We start from the raw sequence: 16,373 nt of genomic DNA, 5'->3' as shown, positions 1-16,373 counted from the left end.
TCCTACGAAGAGCGTTGCGTGGCGCGGGTCACGCGATCCACCAGGTAGACCACGCCGCGATAATCGATGCCGCCATGGGTGGACAGGCCGATCTCGCAGGTGCGGCTGGTGGAGACGCCTTCCTCGCAATACTGCACCGCGTCCTTGAGCGTGCGCAGCGAGTGTGCGTTCAGCTCGGGCGTGGTGAAGCCCTTGTCGCCAGCGAAGCCGCAGCAGTGAATGCCCTCGGGGACTATGACTTCGCGGGTGCAGCGCTTGACCAGATCGATCAGCGCCTGGCTTTCGCCCAGGTGCTGGGTGCTGCAGGTGACGTGTACGGCCACCGGCTTGTCCTGCGGTTGGAAGTCCAGGCGCTCGACCAGGTGGGTGCGGATGAATTTCACCGGGTCGTAGATCTTCAGCCGGTCGTCCGCCAGCTCCTGCACCAGGCGCAGGGTGCAGGGACTGGTGTCGCAGTAGATCGGGTCGAGGCCGCCACGGCTGGCGCGCAGCAGTTCGGCGAGCAGCTCGTCGCGCTTGGCGTCGGCTTGGCTCTTGTAACCCTTGGAAGCGAAGGGCTGACCGCAGCAGAGGTTGTCGGCATTGTCCGGGAAGACCACCTGGTAGCCGGCCTTCTCCAGCAGTTGGCGGGTCTTGTCGATCAGCGGCACCTGCTCTTCGTCCGCGGCCGCCGGGCCCATGGCGCGGGACACGCAGGCGGTGAGGTAGACGACCCGCGGCTTGCCGTTATCCACAGGCTGCGACGTGGCTGCGAGACGCACGGGCTGCGGCATGGCCGACGTCCACTGCGGTACGCGACCCTTGCTGGCATGGCTGATGGAGGCGCTGAGACGAGCCAGCCGCGGCGCGCCCAGCAGCATGCGCGCACCGTTGGCAGCATGCAGCACGAATTTCGCCCCCTTGAGGGCAGTGGCGAAATTGCGCGCGAGCCAGGTGGCGGTGCCGGCGTGATGCGCCTCCTCGCTGCGCAGTTTGCGGATCAGCTCGCCGGTGTTGATGTTCACCGGGCAGCGTTGTGCGCACAGGCCGGTGGCGGCGCAGGTATCGATGCCCTGGTAGTGGTAGTCGCGCTCAAGCTCTGTGGTGTCGATGCCGGCGCGGCGCCTGGCCTGGATGTCGCGCCACATGACGATGCGCTGGCGCGGGCTCAGGGTCAGCCCCTTGGACGGGCAGACCGGCTCGCAGAAGCCGCATTCGATGCACTTGTCGACGATGGCGTCGGCGGCGGGGAGTGGCTTGAGGTTCTTCAGGTGCAGTTGCGGATCGTCGGTCAGCACCACGTCGGGGTTGAGGATGCCGGTGGGGTCGAGCAGTCGCTTCAACTGCCACATCAACTGGTAGGCATCATGGCCCCATTCCAGCTCGACGAAGGGCGCCATGTTGCGCCCGGTGCCGTGCTCGGCCTTGAGCGAGCCGCCGTATTCCACCGCGACCAGATGCGCGACGTCGTCCATGAAGGCCGAGTAGCGCGCAATCTGCTCAGGTGATTCGAAGCCCTGGGTGAAGACGAAGTGCAGGTTCCCTTCCAGTGCATGGCCGAACAGGATGGCTTCGTCGTAGCCATGCTTGTCGAACAGCCCGATCAGGCGGTTGACGCCTTCGGCCAGCTGTTCGACGGGGAAGGTGACGTCCTCGATAATCACCGTGGTGCCGGTCTCGCGTACCGCACCGACAGCCGGGAAGGTGTCCTTGCGGATGCGCCAGAGCTGGTTGTAGACCACCGGGTCTTCGCTGAAGTCGACCTGCTTCTCCACCGGGTAATCGACGATGGAGGCCATGATCTGCTCAAGCTGTTCGTGCAGCAGCGACTGGGTCGCCGCGCGGGATTCGATGAGCAGTGCGCAGGCTCCTGCTGAAAGGCTCTTCACCCACTCGGGCATGCCCTGCATGTTCTGAACCGAGCGCAGGCTGCGGCGGTCCAGCAGCTCCACGGCGGACACCGGCTGCTGCTTGAGTACCGTCACGGCCTTGCAGCAGGTTTCCACGTCGGGGAAGACGATCAGCGCGCTGGCCTTGTGCGGGTGGTCCGGCACGGTGTCGTAGGTCACCGCGCTGATGAAGCCCAGTGTGCCCTCGGAGCCGACCATCAGGTGGGTCAGGATATCCAACGGCTCGTCGTAGTCGACCAGCGCGTTCAAGGACAGGCCGGTGGTGTTCTTCAGGCGGTACTTGTGGCGGATCTTCGCGGCCAATTCGGTGTTGGCGCGGGTCTGCCGGGCCAGCTCGGCGAGTTGGTCGAGCAGCGCGCCGTGGCTTTCGCGGAAGGCTGCGACGCTGTCGGGCAACTCGCTGTCCAGCAGCGTGCCGTCGGCCAGCAGCAGGCGCATGCCGGCCAGGGTGTGGTAGCTGTTCTGCGCGGTGCCGCAGCACATGCCGCTGGCATTGTTGGCGACGATCCCGCCGATCTTGCAGGCGTTGATCGAGGCCGGGTCCGGGCCGATCTTGCGGCCGAACGGAGCGAGCCAGGCGTTGGCCTGCGCACCGATGACGCCGGGCTGCAGGCGGATCTGCGTGCCGCCGTCGCGGATGTCACGGCCGTTCCAGTTGTCTCCCAGCACCAGCAGCACCGAGTCGCTCACGGCCTGGCCGGAGAGGCTGGTGCCGGCGGCGCGGAAGGTTATCGCCACCTGATTGGCGTGGGCGGCCTTGAGCAGGGCGGCGACTTCGTCTTCGCTCTCGACGCGGATCACCAGTTTGGGGATCAGCCGGTAGAAGCTGGCGTCGGTGCCGAAGGCCAGGGTCGAGAGCGGGTCGTCAAAGCGGCGCTCGCGAGGGATCAGGTGTTCTACCGTGTCGAGGAAAGCGGCAGGGAGACTCATGGCGGCTCCAGTCATCATCGGTGAGCGTGGACCGCTGGGCGGCCCATCGGTGTTCTTATATCGAACGCGCCGAGGCACGGTCTGGCTTGTAGGAGCGAGCTTGCTCGCGAACCGGAAAGGCACGGAGCTGGGCGGGTTCGCGAGCAAGCTCGCTCCTACAGCAATACAGGGCGTTTACGCGCCCAGTTCGCGCACCAGCGAGTCGCGGGTGATCTCGCCGATGGTCTTGGCGCCGGTGAGCACCATGGCCACGCGCATTTCCTTTTCGAACAGGTCCAGCAGGTTCTTCACGCCCGCTTCGCCATGGGTCGCCAGGGCGTAGAGGAAGGCGCGGCCGATGAGCACGGTGTCCGCGCCCAGGGCGATCATGCGCACCACGTCCAGGCCGTTGCGGATGCCGGAGTCGGCGAGGATCTTCAGGTCGCCTTTCACCGCATCGGCGATGGCCGGCAGGGCGCGGGCGCTGGAGAGCACGCCATCAAGCTGGCGGCCGCCGTGGTTGGATACGACGATACCGTCGGCGCCGAATTTCACCGCGTCCTTGGCGTCTTCCGGGTCGAGAATGCCCTTGATGATCATCGGTCCGTCCCAGAATTCGCGGATCCACTCCAGGTCCTTCCACGAAATCGACGGGTCGAAGTTCGCGCCCAGCCAGCCGATGTAGTCGGCCAGGCCAGTGGGGTTGCCACGGTACTTGGAGATGTTGCCCAGGTCATGGGGCTTGCCCAGCAGGCCGACGTCCAATGCCCAGGACGGGTGGGTCATGGCCTGCCAGACGCGGCGCAGCGGCGCGTTCGGGCCGCTCATGCCGGAGTGGGCATCCCGGTAGCGCGCGCCGGGTACCGGCATGTCGACGGTGAACACCAGGGTTTTCACGCCGGCGGCCTTGGCGCGCTCGAGGGCGTTGCGCATGAAGCCGCGATCCTTCAGCACATAGAGCTGGAACCACATGGGCCGGTCGATGGCTGGGGCGACCTCCTCGATGGGGCAGACCGACACTGTGGACATCGTGAACGGAATGCCTTTCGCGGCGGCCGCACGGGCTGCCTGTACTTCGCCGCGCCTGGCGTACATGCCGGTCAGGCCGACCGGGGCCAGGGCGATGGGCATGCTTAACGTCTCGTCGAACAGCTTCGTCTCAAGACTCAGTTCGGACATGTTCTTCAGCACGCGCTGGCGCAGGGCGATGCCCGCCAGGTCGTCGACGTTGTTGCGCAGGGTGCGCTCGGCGTAGGCGCCGCCGTCGGCGTAGTGGAAGAGGAACGGCGGCAGTTTGCGTTGGGCCGCGGCGCGGTAGTCGGTAGAGGCAGAGATGATCATTGGGCTCTTCCGTTTTGAGAAAAAAGTTTTGGATCGAGCGAGCTGGAGCGAGACAAGGCGGAAATGGCCGAGGGAGCGGAGCCTACAACTGTAGGTGAGCATCCCGAGGCCATTTCCAACGCAGTATCGCCGACGCGCAGCCGATCAGTGCTCGGTCAGTGAACCAGCATGCCGGTGAAGATATAGGCCTGGGCCAGGGTGATCAGACCCACCAGGGCGGCGAACATCAGGCTGTGCTTGAGGGTAAAGCGGAACAGATCGGATTCCTTGCCGACCATCCCGGTGGCGGCGCAGGCCACCGCGATGGATTGCGGCGAGATCATCTTGCCGGTCACGCCGCCGCTGGTGTTGGCGGCGACCAGCAGGGTGTCATTGACGCCGATCTGGTGCGCGGTGGTGGACTGCAGCGAGCTGAACAGGGCGTTGGAGGAGGTATCCGAACCGGTCAGGAACACGCCCAGCCAGCCGAGGAACGGCGAGAAGAACGGGAACGCCGCGCCGGTGCCGGCCAGGACCAGCGCCAGGGTGGTGGACATGCCCGAATAGTTGGTGACGAAAGCAAAGGCGAGCACCATGCCGATGGAGAGAATCGGCCATTTCAGCTCGATCAGGGTCTCCTTGAAGGTGGTCAGACCAGTTTTCGCCCCGATGCGCAGGATGAACATCGAGACCACGGCGGACAGGAAGATCGCGGTGCCGGTGGCCGAGACCGGGTCCAGCTTGAACACCGCGGCGATCGGCGTCGGGTTGGCGACAATGGGCGCGGTCTTCACCACCAGTTGGTCCAGGTGCGGGATGGGGAAGTTGAATACCAGGTTGTACAGCGCGCCGCCCGGAGCGAAGAGCGCCTTGAACGGCTTCAGGGTCCAGAGGGTGACCAGCACGGTCAGCACCAGGAAGGGCGACCAGGCCTTGAGGATCTCGCCGAAGCTGTAGGGCGACGGCTCGGTACCGCGCGGGCCGCTGCCGCCCAGGACGGCGGCGCCGCCAGCGGTGGCGACTACTTCACGCTCGCCGGCCGGTTGCCAGACCTTGAGGAACAGTGTCAGGCAGATCAGGCTGACCAGGGCGGAGGTGATGTCCGGCAGTTCCGGGCCGATGAAGTTGGAGGTGAAGTACTGGGTGATGGCGAAGCTGCCGCCGGCGACCAGTGCGGCCGGCCAGGTTTCCTTGACGCCCTTGAAACCGTCCATCATGAACACCAGCCAGAACGGCACGAGGATCGACAGGAAGGGCAGTTGGCGGCCGGTCATGGCGCCGATCTTGAAGGCGTCGATGCCAGTGACCTGGCCTGCGACGATGATCGGGATGCCCAGCGCGCCGAAGGCCACCGGCGCGGTGTTGGCGATCAGGCACAGGCCGGCGGCGTACAGGGGGTTGAAGCCCAGGCCGACCAGCAGGGCGGCGGTGATCGCCACCGGTGCGCCGAAGCCCGCGGCCCCTTCGAGGAAGGCGCCGAAGGAGAAGCCGATCAGCAGCACCTGCAGGCGCTGGTCGCCGGTGATCGACAGCACTGAGCTGCGGATCACCTCGAACTGGCCGCTCTTGACCGTGAGTTTGTAGAGGAACACCGCCGCGACGATGATCCAGGCGATCGGCCACAGGCCATAGGCGAAGCCATAGCCGGCGGCGGCAATGGCCATATCGGCGGGCATGCCGAAGGCGGCGATGGCGATGATGATCGAGAGGGCGAGGGTGATGCTGCCGGCGACGTGGCCCTTGAGGCGGAACACGGCGAGGGCGAGGAAGAAGAACACGATCGGGATGACGGCGACCAGCGCGGACAGGCCGAGGCTGCCGAGCGGGGTGTAGATCTGCTGCCAGGTTTGCATCTGGTTGGCTCCCTAATTGTTTTTGGGTGGAGGGCCTGGTTGCCGGTCGGGCGATTCCGATGCGCTTGTGGCGCGTTGGGCAGGTCGGACGACTGATCGCGGCTTATTTTTCGTGAACTGTTGTGGTTCGGTTCGGCTTTCGGTAAATTGGTAAGACCAATTTACAAAGGCGAGCGCTAAGGGTAAAAGCCCTGCTGGCGGCATGTCAATTTGCGGCTCTGCGACTTTTGTCGAGCGTGATCTGAAAAGCGAAGTACTCGTGTTGTTGGGCGCGGCGCTGCGCAGGTTGTGGTGCGCTGCGCAGCTCGCGAGCTAGAGCGGGATATCGGGAGGGCACACCCACATGAGTTTTGGTCAGGTCAAGCAGCGCCGTCTGTCGGACGACATTGTCGAACGGCTGGAAGCGATGATCCTCGAGGGCACCCTTAAGGCCGGCGAGCGGCTGCCCGCCGAGCGCGTGCTGGCCGAACAGTTCGGTGTGTCGCGGCCGTCACTGCGCGAGGCGATCCAGAAGCTGGGAGCGAAGGGCCTGCTGGTCAGTCGCCAGGGCGGCGGCAACTATGTCAGCGAAGGGCTGGGCTCGATGTTCAGCGACCCGCTGCTGCAATTGCTGGAAAGTAATCCGGAGGCGCAGCGCGACCTGCTCGAGTTTCGCCACACCCTGGAAGGTTCCTGCGCCTTCTACGCGGCGCAGCGTGCGACAGAGGTGGATCACCAGCGCCTGAAGCAGGCCTTCGATACCCTTCAGGATTGCTATCAGCGAGTGGGCAAGGTCAGTCGTGCGGAAGAGGGCGCGGCGGACGCTGCCTTCCACCTGGCCATTGCCGAGGCCAGCCACAACGCCGTATTGCTGCACACCATTCGCGGCCTGTTCGACCTGCTCAAGCGCAACGTGGTGACCAATATTGGCGGGATGTACGCGCAGCGCGACGAGACCCGCGAGCAGTTGATGCGTCAACACCGCGAACTGTACGAGGCGATCATCGGCGGGCACGCGGAAGCTGCGCGGGAGATTTCCCAGCGGCATATCGACTACGTGCAGGAAGTGCTGGCCGAGGTGCAGGCTGAGGAGTTGCGCCTGCAACGGGCACAGCGACGCCAGGGCGCGGTGGACGCCTGATCGGCAGCGCGCCCTCAGGCGAGGGCGCGACAGGCTTCAGTCGTCCTTGCCGTGACGAATGGCGCGCTGGATTTCCCGGTCGGAGTCGCGCTCCTTCTCGGTGCCGCGCTTGTCGTACTCTTTCTTGCCCTTGGCCAGTGCGATCTCGCACTTGATCAGGTGCTTCTTCCAGTACATCGACAGCGCGACGCAGGCGTAGCCCTTCTGCTGCACGGCACCGAACAGCTTGCCCAACTCCCGCTTGTGCAGCAGCAGCTTGCGCGTGCGCACCGGGTCGGCGATGACGTGGGTGCTGGCAGTGGTCAGCGGCGTGATGTGACTGCCCAGCAGCCAGGCTTCGCCATCCTTGAGCAGCACGTAGCTGTCCACCAGCTGCGCCTTGCCGGCGCGCAGGCTTTTCACTTCCCAGCCGGCCAGGGCGACGCCCGCCTCGAAGCGCTGCTCGATGAAGTAGTCGTGCAGAGCCTTCTTGTTCTGCGCGATGGTCCCCGAAGGGTGTTTCTTCTGTTTAGCCATAGGCCGCGCATTATAGGGAGTCCCTCGCCGCGCCGCTATCGGGACAGCGTGTCACGGCATGCAAGCTTGAGGGTGCGTGGCTAATCTCGGAGAATGCGCGCTGTTTTTTTGATCGGCGGGCATCGATTGCGGTCAGATGCCCCACAACACAAAGCGAGAAGTCTATGAGCACGCATATCCAGCGTTCGGCACTGTTGCCCTATCCGGCGAAGGCGCTGTACGACCTGGTCAACGATGTGGCGCGCTACCCGGAATTCCTGCCCTGGTGTTCGGCTTCCACCGTGCTGGCGGCAAGCGATACCGCCATGCGCGCCGAGCTGACCGTGGCCAAGGGCAGCATTACCCAGCGCTTCACCACCCGTAACGTGCTGGTGCCGGGGCAGAGTATCGAGATGAACCTGGAGGAAGGTCCGTTCACCCAGCTGCACGGCGTGTGGACCTTCAAGGCCCTGGGCGACAAGGCCTGCAAGATTTCCCTCGACCTGACCTTCGACTACGCCGGCGCGTTGGTGAAGGCTACCCTTGGCCCGCTGTTCACCCAGGCGGCGAACACCATGGTCGACGCCTTCTGCCAACGTGCCAAGCAGTTGCATGGCTGAGTCCGCGAGCATCGTCATCGAAGTGGTGTATGCCTTGCCGGACAAGCAGGCGCTGCTGCGCCTGAGCGTCCCGCGCGGCACGCGGATGCGCGAGGCCGTGGAGCTTTCCGGCATCGCCTCGCAGTTTCCGGGTCTGGATATTTCGAACTGCCCGCTGGGCATCTTCGGCAAGGCTGTGGCCAGGCCGGAGGAGCGTGTGCTGCAAGAGGGCGAGCGGGTGGAAATCTACCGGCCGCTGATCGCCGATCCCAAGGAAGTCCGCAAGCAGCGCGCTGCGCGCGCCAAGGCGGCGCGCGGCTGATACTGCCGGGTAAGATCGCAGGCAACAAAAAGCCCGGCATTGGCCGGGCTTTTTTTGTTGGAGCGAGTCCCTTACTGCGGATCCTTGTCCAGCGGTTCGGGAGTCGGGATCGGCACGGTTTCCACCTGGTCGACCTCCTTCTGGATCTGCTCTTCCACGGAGCCGGGCTTGGCTGGTTCGTCCTTGGGCTGTTCGGGCTGCTGCTGCGGTGCCTCCGGAGCCAGCGGCGGAGCGACGCCATCCTTGCCGAGGATCGACTCGTCGCGGCTCACGCCGGGCATGAAGTCGCCATTGAGGCCGATCAATTGGTCGTTTTCACCGAAGAACAGGCTCATGCGCTCCTGCTGACGCTGACCGCCGCCGGGCTGGATGCTGTAGAGGTAGTCCCAGCGATTGGGGTGGAAGGTGTCCACGATCAGGGGGTTGCCCATGATAAACCGCACTTGGCGCCGGGTCATTCCGGGCTTCAACTGGTCTATCATGTCCTGCGTTACAACGTTGCCCTGCTGGATGTCGATCTTGTAGACCCCCGGGAACGAGCAACCGGCGAGTGCGGCGAGTCCCAGCCCGAAAGCGAGACTGGTCAGCATGAGCTTGGCGTTTTGCATCAAGGGGTGACTTCCACTATCTTGGCTGAGCGACGAAATCCCGATCATACCTGTATTGAGAGATGCTGCGAAGCATTCCGCGCCGAGAAAGCACACATGGTTGAAAATAGCGAACTGCGCAAAGCCGGACTTAAGGTCACACTGCCGCGCGTGAAGATCCTCCAGATGCTCGATTCCGCCGAGCAGCGCCACATGAGCGCAGAGGACGTATACAAGGCGCTGATGGAGGCGGGCGAGGACGTTGGCCTGGCCACCGTCTACCGTGTCCTGACCCAGTTCGAAGCCGCCGGCCTGGTGGTGCGCCACAACTTCGACGGCGGCCATGCCGTCTTCGAACTGGCCGACAGCGGTCACCATGACCACATGGTTTGCGTCGATACCGGCGAAGTCATCGAGTTCATGGACTCGGAAATCGAGAAACGCCAGAAGGAGATCGTTCGCGAGCGTGGCTTCGAGCTCGTCGATCACAATCTGGTGCTCTACGTGCGCAAGAAGAAGTAAGCGCACGCAGATGCAGAAACGGCGACCCTCGGGTCGCCGTTTTCGTTTGTGCGGCTTCCGGGTGGAAGCGAGCTTGCTCGCGAACCGTGCAACGCCGACGCTGCCGGAAAGCTCCGTTCGCGAGCAAGCTCGCTCCTACTGGTTCGTGCCTCAGCTCTGGACGGCGGAATCGACCATCTTGCGGGCGTGGGCCAGGGATTCCTTGGTCAGGTCGACGCCACCGAGCATGCGGGCGATTTCCTCGATACGCTCGGCTTTCTTCAGGTTGGCCACGGCGGTGCGGGTCTCGCTGGTGTCGCGGTCCTTGTGCACGAACAGGTGCTGATGCCCCTGGGCGGCGACCTGCGGCAGGTGGGTGACGGTCAACACCTGGCCACGATCGCCCAGGCGACGCAGCAACTGGCCGACCACTTCGGCGGTGGGGCCGCCGATACCGACGTCCACCTCGTCGAAGACCAGGGTGGGAATGCGCGAGGTCTGCGCGGTGATCACCTGGATCGCCAAGCTGATACGTGACAATTCGCCGCCCGAGGCGACCTTGGCCAGGCCCTTCATCGGTTGGCCGGGGTTGGCGCTGACCAGGAACTCCAGTTGTTCCAAGCCGCTGACCTGCGGCTCGTCCGAGCTGCTCTGGCGTAATTCGATGGCGAAGCGCCCGCCGGGCATGCCCAGGCGCTGCATTTCCACTTCAACGGCCTTGGCCAGCTTGGGCGCGGCTTCCTGGCGGATGCGGCTGAGCTCGTCGGCCTTCTCCTGATAGTGGCGGGCGTAGGCGGCCAGTTCGTCGCCCAGGCGCTCCACGGCTTCGTCGTCGGCGTTCAGCGCCTCCAGTTCGTCCAGCAGGCGCTGCTGCAGGTCCTGCAGTTCGTGGGGCTGTACACGGTGCTTGCGCGCGAGGCTGTAGATGGCGTCCAGGCGCTCTTCCAATTGTTGCAGGCGCATGGGGTCGGCATCGAAGTGGTCGACGAAGCGGTTCAGCTCGCCGATGGCTTCCTCCACCTGGATCTGCGCACTGGAGAGCAGATTCACCGCTTCGCCCAATGCGGCCGGCTGGCTCTGGAAGGCCGTGAGGCGATTAAGGCTGGAGGTCAGCGCAGAGAGCACGTTGCCGGCATCGTTTTCGCTGCATAGCTCGACGACCTGACGGCAAGCCGCGATCAGGCTTCCTGCATTGCTCAGGGTCTTGTGTTCGGCTTCCAGCGTCTCCAGTTCGTTGTCACCCTGGCCGAGATTTTCCAGCTCCTCCAATTGGTAGCTGAGCAGCTGGTGGCGGGCGCGCTGTTCGTCGCCATTGCGCGACAGGCGGTCCAGTTCCTGGCGGGTCTGCTTCCAGCGCTGCGCGGCGAGATGCACCTGGCGCGCGAGGTCCTGACTGCCGGCGTATTCATCGAGCAGGCGGCGGTGGGTGTCGGCCTTGAGCAGCGACTGGTGTTCGTGCTGACTGTGGATATCGATCAGCAGCTCGCCCAGGTGCTTGAGGTCGCCCAGCGGGCAGGGTGTGCCGTTGATGTAGGCGCGGGAGCGACCTTCAGCGGTGATCACCCGGCGCAGGATGCACGGACCGTCCTGTTCCAGGTCGCGCTCGGCGAGCCAGTCGCGAGCTTCGGCAATCGCGCTGACATCGAAGCTGGCGAGAATGTCGGCCTTGTCCGAGCCGGGACGCACCACGCCGCTGTCGGCACGGTCGCCCAGGGCGAGGCCGAGGGCATCGAGCATGATCGACTTGCCGGCACCCGTTTCGCCGGTGATCACGGTCATGCCGGCGGCGAGCTCGAGATCGAGGTGCTCGACGATGGCGTAGTTGTGCACAGACAAATGAACCAGCATGGACGGCGGCTCCGTAGATAGGTCTGGTTATTTATACAGTATTTTTTGCCGCTGGCAATTCTCCTTCGTCGGCGGTGAGTGGTGTACTTGCAGTCTCGGCCCTTGAAGTCAAAAAAAGCCGCCCCATATACACGGCAGAGCCGCGGACCATTGGGTTCGCCTTGTTTTCAAAGGCTTATTTTCTTTTTAGGAGAGTGGCATGTCTGACGAACAACAGACTCAGGATTCCCAGTTCAACGAGCAGCCGGACACCGGCGCTGCCGGGGATCTGAACGCCCGCGTGCTGGAGTTGGAAGAACAGGTTGCCGCGGCGAAGGACCAGAGCCTGCGCGCCGTTGCCGAGCTGCAGAACGTCCGCCGTCGTGCCGAGCAGGACGTGGAGAAGGCGCACAAGTTTGCCCTGGAGAAGTTCGCCGGCGACCTGCTGCCGATCGTCGATACCCTCGAACGCGCGCTGGAGATGTCGAACCCGGAAGACGAAGCGATCAAGCCGATGCGCGAAGGCATCGAGCTGACGCTGAAGATGTTCCACGACACCCTCAAGCGCTACAGCCTCGAGCCGGTCGATCCGCACGGCGAGCCGTTCAACCCCGAACACCACCAGGCCATGGCCATGGAAGAGAGCATTCGTCTCGAGCCGGGCAGCGTGGTCAAGGTGTTCCAGAAGGGCTACCTGCTCAACGGTCGCCTGCTGCGCCCGGCCATGGTCGTGGTCAGCAAGGCGCCGGAACAAACTCCGCCTTCGATCGACGAGAAGGCTTGAAATCCACCACCCGGTCCCCATCTGGGTAATCAACCGAGCCAAAGACCCGCAACAGGGTCAGCGCGGAATCTAATTTCTGGAGAGTGAACTATGGGCAAAATCATTGGTATCGACCTGGGGACCACCAACTCCTGTGTGTCCATCCTGGAGAACGGTAACGTCAAGGTCATCGAGAACGCCGAAGGCGCTCGTACCACCCCGTCGATCATCGGCTACGCCAACGACGGCGAAATCCTGGTTGGCCAGCCGGCCAAGCGCCAGGCCGTGACCAACCCGAAGAACACCCTGTACGCGGTGAAGCGCCTGATCGGTCGTCGCTTCGAAGAAGACGTCGTACAGAAAGACATCAAGATGGTGCCGTACGCCATCGTCAAGGCTGACAACGGCGACGCCTGGGTCGAGGCCAAGGGGCAGAAGATGGCCCCGCCGCAGGTCTCCGCCGAAGTCCTGAAGAAGATGAAGAAGACCGCCGAGGACTACCTGGGCGAGCCGGTCACCGAAGCGGTCATCACCGTTCCGGCCTACTTCAACGACAGCCAGCGTCAGGCCACCAAGGATGCCGGCCGTATCGCCGGTCTGGACGTCAAGCGCATCATCAACGAACCGACCGCGGCGGCGCTGGCCTACGGTCTGGACAAGGCCAAGGGCGACCACACCATCATCGTCTATGACCTGGGCGGCGGTACCTTCGACGTTTCGGTGATCGAGATCGCCGAAGTCGATGGCGAGCACCAGTTCGAAGTACTGGCCACCAACGGTGACACCTTCCTGGGTGGTGAAGACTTCGACCTGCGCTTGATCGACTACCTCGTCGAAGAGTTCAAGAAAGAGTCCGGCATGGACCTCAAGGGCGACCCGCTGGCCATGCAGCGCCTGAAGGAAGCTGCCGAGAAAGCCAAGATCGAGCTGTCCTCGACCCAGCAGACCGACGTCAACCTGCCGTACGTCACCGCTGACGCCTCGGGCCCGAAACACCTGAACGTGAAGGTATCCCGCGCCAAGCTGGAATCCCTGGTGGAAGACCTGGTCAGCCGCACCATCGAGCCGTGCCGCGTTGCACTGAAGGACGCAGGCCTCGACGTCTCGAAGATCGACGAAGTGATCCTGGTCGGCGGCCAGACCCGCATGCCGCTGGTGCAGAAGACCGTCGCCGAGTTCTTCGGCAAGGAAGCGCGCAAGGACGTCAACCCGGACGAAGCCGTTGCCATGGGTGCTGCCATCCAGGGCGCCGTTCTGGCCGGCGACGTGAAGGACGTGCTGCTGCTCGACGTCACCCCGCTGACCCTGGGTATCGAAACCCTCGGTGGCGTGATGACCGCGCTGATCGACAAGAACACCACCATCCCGACCAAGAAGTCGCAGGTGTTCTCCACCGCCGATGACAACCAGGGCGCCGTGACCATTCACGTGCTGCAGGGCGAGCGCAAGCAGGCCGCGCAGAACAAGTCGCTGGGCAAGTTCGACCTGGCCGACATCCCGCCGGCTCCGCGCGGTGTGCCGCAGATCGAAGTGACCTTCGACATCGACGCCAACGGCATCCTGCACGTCGGCGCGAAAGACAAGGCCACTGGCAAGCAGCAGTCCATCGTGATCAAGGCCTCTTCGGGTCTGTCCGAGGACGAGATCCAGCAGATGGTCCGCGACGCCGAGGCGAATGCCGAGGAAGACCGCAAGTTCGAGGAACTGGCCGCTGCCCGCAACCAGGGTGACGCGCTGGTCCACGCGACTCGCAAGATGGTCACCGAGGCTGGCGACAAGGCCACTGCCGAGGAGAAAGCCGCCATTGAGAAAGCGCTCGGCGAGCTGGAAGTTGCCGTGAAGGGCGACGACAAGGCCGAGATCGAAGCGAAGATGAATGCGCTGTCCCAGGCGTCCACCCCGCTGGCGCAGAAGATGTACGCCGAACAGCCGCAGCCGGGTGCCGCCGCGCAGGGCGAGGCCGCTGACGACAAGGCTGGCGACGATGTCGTCGACGCCGAGTTCGAAGAGGTCAAGGAGAACAAGTAAGCCGCGTGCTTGCTTTCCGCTCCGGCGCACCGACCAGCGTGTCGGTGCGCATGAAACGTCACGCGGGGGCTTGCTCCCGCGTTGGCGTGTCTGGGGGAGAGGTTTTTAAGGTGCGAAGAATTTATGGCCAAACGTGATTTTTACGAGGTACTGGGTGTCGAGCGTGGCGCCAGCGAGGCGGACCTGAAGAAGGCCTATCGCCGGCTTGCCATGAAGTTCCACCCGGACCGCAATCCCGGCGACAAGGAGGCCGAGGACAAATTCAAGGAGGCCAACGAGGCGTATGAGGTCCTGTCCGACGCCAGCAAGCGTGCGGCCTACGACCAGTACGGCCATGCCGGCGTCGACCCGCAGATGGGTGGCGGCGGTGCGGGCTTCGGTGGCGCGAGCTTCTCGGACATCTTCGGTGATGTCTTCAGCGACTTCTTCGGTGGCGGCGGTGGCGGCCGTGGCGGTTCCCGTGGCGGCCCGGCGCGTGGCGCCGATCTGCGCTACACCCTTGACCTAGACCTGGAAGATGCGGTGCGCGGCACTACCGTGACCATCCGCGTTCCGACCCTGGTCGGCTGCAAGACCTGCAGCGGCAGCGGCGCCAAGCCCGGCACCACGCCGGTCACCTGTACCACCTGCGGTGGTATCGGCCAGGTTCGCATGCAGCAGGGCTTCTTTTCGGTGCAGCAGACCTGCCCGCGTTGCCATGGCAGTGGCAAGATGATCACCGACCCCTGTGGCTCCTGCCACGGCCAGGGGCGTGTGGAGGAGCACAAGACCCTGTCGGTGAAGGTGCCGGCCGGTGTCGATACCGGTGACCGCATCCGCCTGACCGGCGAAGGCGAAGCCGGTGCCCATGGCGGCCCGGCGGGCGACCTGTACGTGGTGGTGAATGTGCGCGAGCACGACATCTTCCAGCGCGACGGCAAGCACCTGTACTGCGAAGTGCCGATCAGCTTCGCCGACGCCGCCCTGGGTGGCGAGCTGGAAGTGCCGACCCTGGATGGGCGGGTGAAGCTGAAGATCCCCGAGGGCACCCAGACCGGCAAGCTGTTCCGCCTGCGCGGCAAGGGTGTTGCCCCGGTGCGCGGTGGCGGTGCCGGCGACCTGATGTGCCGCGTAGTCGTCGAGACTCCGGTCAACCTGGACAAGCGTCAGCGCGAGCTGCTCGAGGAGTTCCGCAACACCCTGCAGGGCAACTCTTCTCACTCGCCAAAAGCCAGCGGCTGGTTCGAAGGCATGAAGCGCTTCTTCGACGATCTATGATGCAAGGCCCCGGCGGTGCGAATCGCCCGGGGCTTTTTTAGCTTTGGAGCTGTTTGATATGCGACGTATAGCCGTAATGGGCGCCGCCGGGCGCATGGGCAAGACCCTGATCGAGGCGGTCCAGCAGACCAATGGCAGCGCCGGCCTGACCGCGGCGGTGGACCGTCCGGACAGCACCCTGGTGGGTGCCGATGCCGGCGAGTTGGCGGGCCTGGGGCGTATCGGCGTGCCGCTGTCGGGGGACCTGTCCAGGGTGGTCGACGAGTTCGACGTGCTGATCGACTTCACCCACCCGACCGTGACCCTGAAGAACCTGGAAGTCTGCCGCAAGGCCGGCAAGGCCATGGTTATCGGCACCACCGGTTTCTCCGCGGCGGAGAAGGAGTTGCTGAATGAGGCGGCGAAGGACATCCCGATCGTCTTCGCGGCGAACTACAGCGTCGGCGTAAACCTCTGCCTGAAGCTGCTCGACACCGCCGCCCGTGTGCTGGGTGACGACGTGGATATCGAGATCCTCGAGGCGCACCATCGCCACAAGGTCGACGCGCCGTCCGGCACCGCGCTGCGCATGGGCGAAGTGGTCGCCAATGCGCTGGGGCGTGATCTGGAAAAAGTGGCCGTGTACGGTCGTGAAGGCCAGACCGGAGCTCGTCCGCGCGAGACTATCGGCTTTGCTACCGTGCGTGCAGGCGACGTGGTGGGCGATCACACCGTGCTGTTCGCTGCCGATGGCGAGCGCGTGGAGATCACTCACAAGGCCTCGAGCCGCATGACCTTCGCTCGGGGCGCCGTGCGTGCCGCGCAATGGCTGGAAGGGCAGGCCAATGGCCTGTACGACATGCAGGACGTTCTGGGCCTTCGCTGAGCGGCATGGCCGTACGTCGTGCAAAAGGTGGACCATGA

Annotated in this window: 14 protein-coding genes; 8 read left to right on the top strand and 6 right to left on the bottom strand. The window is 64.4% G+C overall.

From position 1 onward, the window contains the following. Positions 1 to 2 precede the first annotated feature (2 nt). The 3 genes from C167_RS0114365 to C167_RS0114355 form a co-directional block, all read right to left on the bottom strand. The gene (locus C167_RS0114365; RefSeq protein ID WP_017518969.1) at positions 3 to 2,819 is read right to left on the bottom strand and encodes an FAD-binding and (Fe-S)-binding domain-containing protein; all 2,817 of its coding nucleotides are present in this window, start codon (positions 2,817 to 2,819) and stop codon (positions 3 to 5) included. Positions 2,820 to 2,993: 174 nt separating this feature from the next. Beyond that, positions 2,994 to 4,139: an FMN-dependent L-lactate dehydrogenase LldD gene (gene lldD / locus C167_RS0114360; protein ID WP_017518968.1), complete on the bottom strand. Its 1,146-nt coding sequence runs from the start codon at positions 4,137 to 4,139 to the stop codon at positions 2,994 to 2,996. 155 nt (positions 4,140 to 4,294) lie between these two features. After that, positions 4,295 to 5,971, bottom strand: a complete 1,677-nt coding sequence (locus tag C167_RS0114355; RefSeq protein ID WP_017518967.1) for a lactate permease LctP family transporter — start codon at positions 5,969 to 5,971, stop codon at positions 4,295 to 4,297. Between the two features lie 343 nt (positions 5,972 to 6,314). Between C167_RS0114355 and C167_RS0114350 the strand changes: the two genes are divergently transcribed. After that, positions 6,315 to 7,091 carry an FCD domain-containing protein gene (locus C167_RS0114350; RefSeq protein WP_017518966.1) on the top strand — a complete coding sequence of 259 codons (777 nt, stop codon included), beginning with the start codon at positions 6,315 to 6,317 and terminating at the stop codon, positions 7,089 to 7,091. Between the two features lie 36 nt (positions 7,092 to 7,127). On the opposite strand, the gene smpB is transcribed toward C167_RS0114350, so the two are convergent. Then, on the bottom strand, positions 7,128 to 7,607 hold the full coding sequence (smpB, locus tag C167_RS0114345; RefSeq protein WP_017518965.1) for an SsrA-binding protein SmpB: 480 nt from the start codon (positions 7,605 to 7,607) through the stop codon (positions 7,128 to 7,130). A 164-nt stretch (positions 7,608 to 7,771) separates the two neighbouring features. Between smpB and C167_RS0114340 the strand changes: the two genes are divergently transcribed. Then, a complete protein-coding gene (locus tag C167_RS0114340) occupies positions 7,772 to 8,206 on the top strand; it encodes a type II toxin-antitoxin system RatA family toxin (RefSeq protein WP_017518964.1) in 435 nt (144 codons plus the stop codon). Next, positions 8,199 to 8,507, top strand: coding sequence for an RnfH family protein (locus tag C167_RS0114335; RefSeq protein WP_017518963.1), 309 nt, complete (start codon positions 8,199 to 8,201; stop codon positions 8,505 to 8,507). The genes C167_RS0114340 and C167_RS0114335 overlap by 8 nt, the downstream gene beginning before the upstream one ends. A 71-nt stretch (positions 8,508 to 8,578) precedes the next feature. On the opposite strand, the gene C167_RS0114330 is transcribed toward C167_RS0114335, so the two are convergent. Continuing rightward, the gene (locus C167_RS0114330; RefSeq protein ID WP_017518962.1) at positions 8,579 to 9,115 is read right to left on the bottom strand and encodes an outer membrane protein assembly factor BamE; all 537 of its coding nucleotides are present in this window, start codon (positions 9,113 to 9,115) and stop codon (positions 8,579 to 8,581) included. Positions 9,116 to 9,211: 96 nt separating this feature from the next. On the opposite strand from C167_RS0114330, the gene fur reads away from it, so the two are divergent. Then, a complete protein-coding gene (gene fur / locus C167_RS0114325; RefSeq protein WP_015478949.1) occupies positions 9,212 to 9,616 on the top strand; it encodes a ferric iron uptake transcriptional regulator in 405 nt (134 codons plus the stop codon). A 150-nt stretch (positions 9,617 to 9,766) separates the two neighbouring features. On the opposite strand, the gene recN is transcribed toward fur, so the two are convergent. Further along, positions 9,767 to 11,443 carry a DNA repair protein RecN gene (gene recN, locus C167_RS0114320; protein ID WP_017518961.1) on the bottom strand — a complete coding sequence of 559 codons (1,677 nt, stop codon included), beginning with the start codon at positions 11,441 to 11,443 and terminating at the stop codon, positions 9,767 to 9,769. A gap of 199 nt (positions 11,444 to 11,642) precedes the next feature. Between recN and grpE the strand changes: the two genes are divergently transcribed. The 4 genes from grpE to dapB all read left to right on the top strand — a co-directional run bounded on the left by grpE (position 11,643) and on the right by dapB (position 16,335). Beyond that, entirely contained in the window at positions 11,643 to 12,206 is a 564-nt protein-coding gene (grpE, locus tag C167_RS0114315) for a nucleotide exchange factor GrpE (RefSeq protein WP_017518960.1), read from the top strand. 90 nt (positions 12,207 to 12,296) lie between these two features. Further along, on the top strand, positions 12,297 to 14,213 hold the full coding sequence (gene dnaK, locus C167_RS0114310; RefSeq protein ID WP_017518959.1) for a molecular chaperone DnaK: 1,917 nt from the start codon (positions 12,297 to 12,299) through the stop codon (positions 14,211 to 14,213). Positions 14,214 to 14,336: 123 nt separating this feature from the next. Beyond that, positions 14,337 to 15,470 (top strand): molecular chaperone DnaJ, encoded by a 1,134-nt coding sequence (dnaJ, locus tag C167_RS0114305; RefSeq protein ID WP_017518958.1) that lies wholly within the window; start codon positions 14,337 to 14,339, stop codon positions 15,468 to 15,470. Positions 15,471 to 15,528: 58 nt separating this feature from the next. Beyond that, a complete protein-coding gene (dapB, locus tag C167_RS0114300) occupies positions 15,529 to 16,335 on the top strand; it encodes a 4-hydroxy-tetrahydrodipicolinate reductase (RefSeq protein WP_026079048.1) in 807 nt (268 codons plus the stop codon). The last annotated feature ends 38 nt before the right edge of the window (positions 16,336 to 16,373 follow it).

The sequence above is a fragment of the Pseudomonas nitroreducens TX1 genome, from assembly GCF_000313755.1.
Classification (GTDB): Bacteria; Pseudomonadota; Gammaproteobacteria; order Pseudomonadales; family Pseudomonadaceae; genus Pseudomonas; species Pseudomonas nitroreducens_A.
The sequence above is the reverse complement of the archived record's forward strand: the minus strand, read 5'-3'. Positions and strand labels throughout refer to the sequence as shown.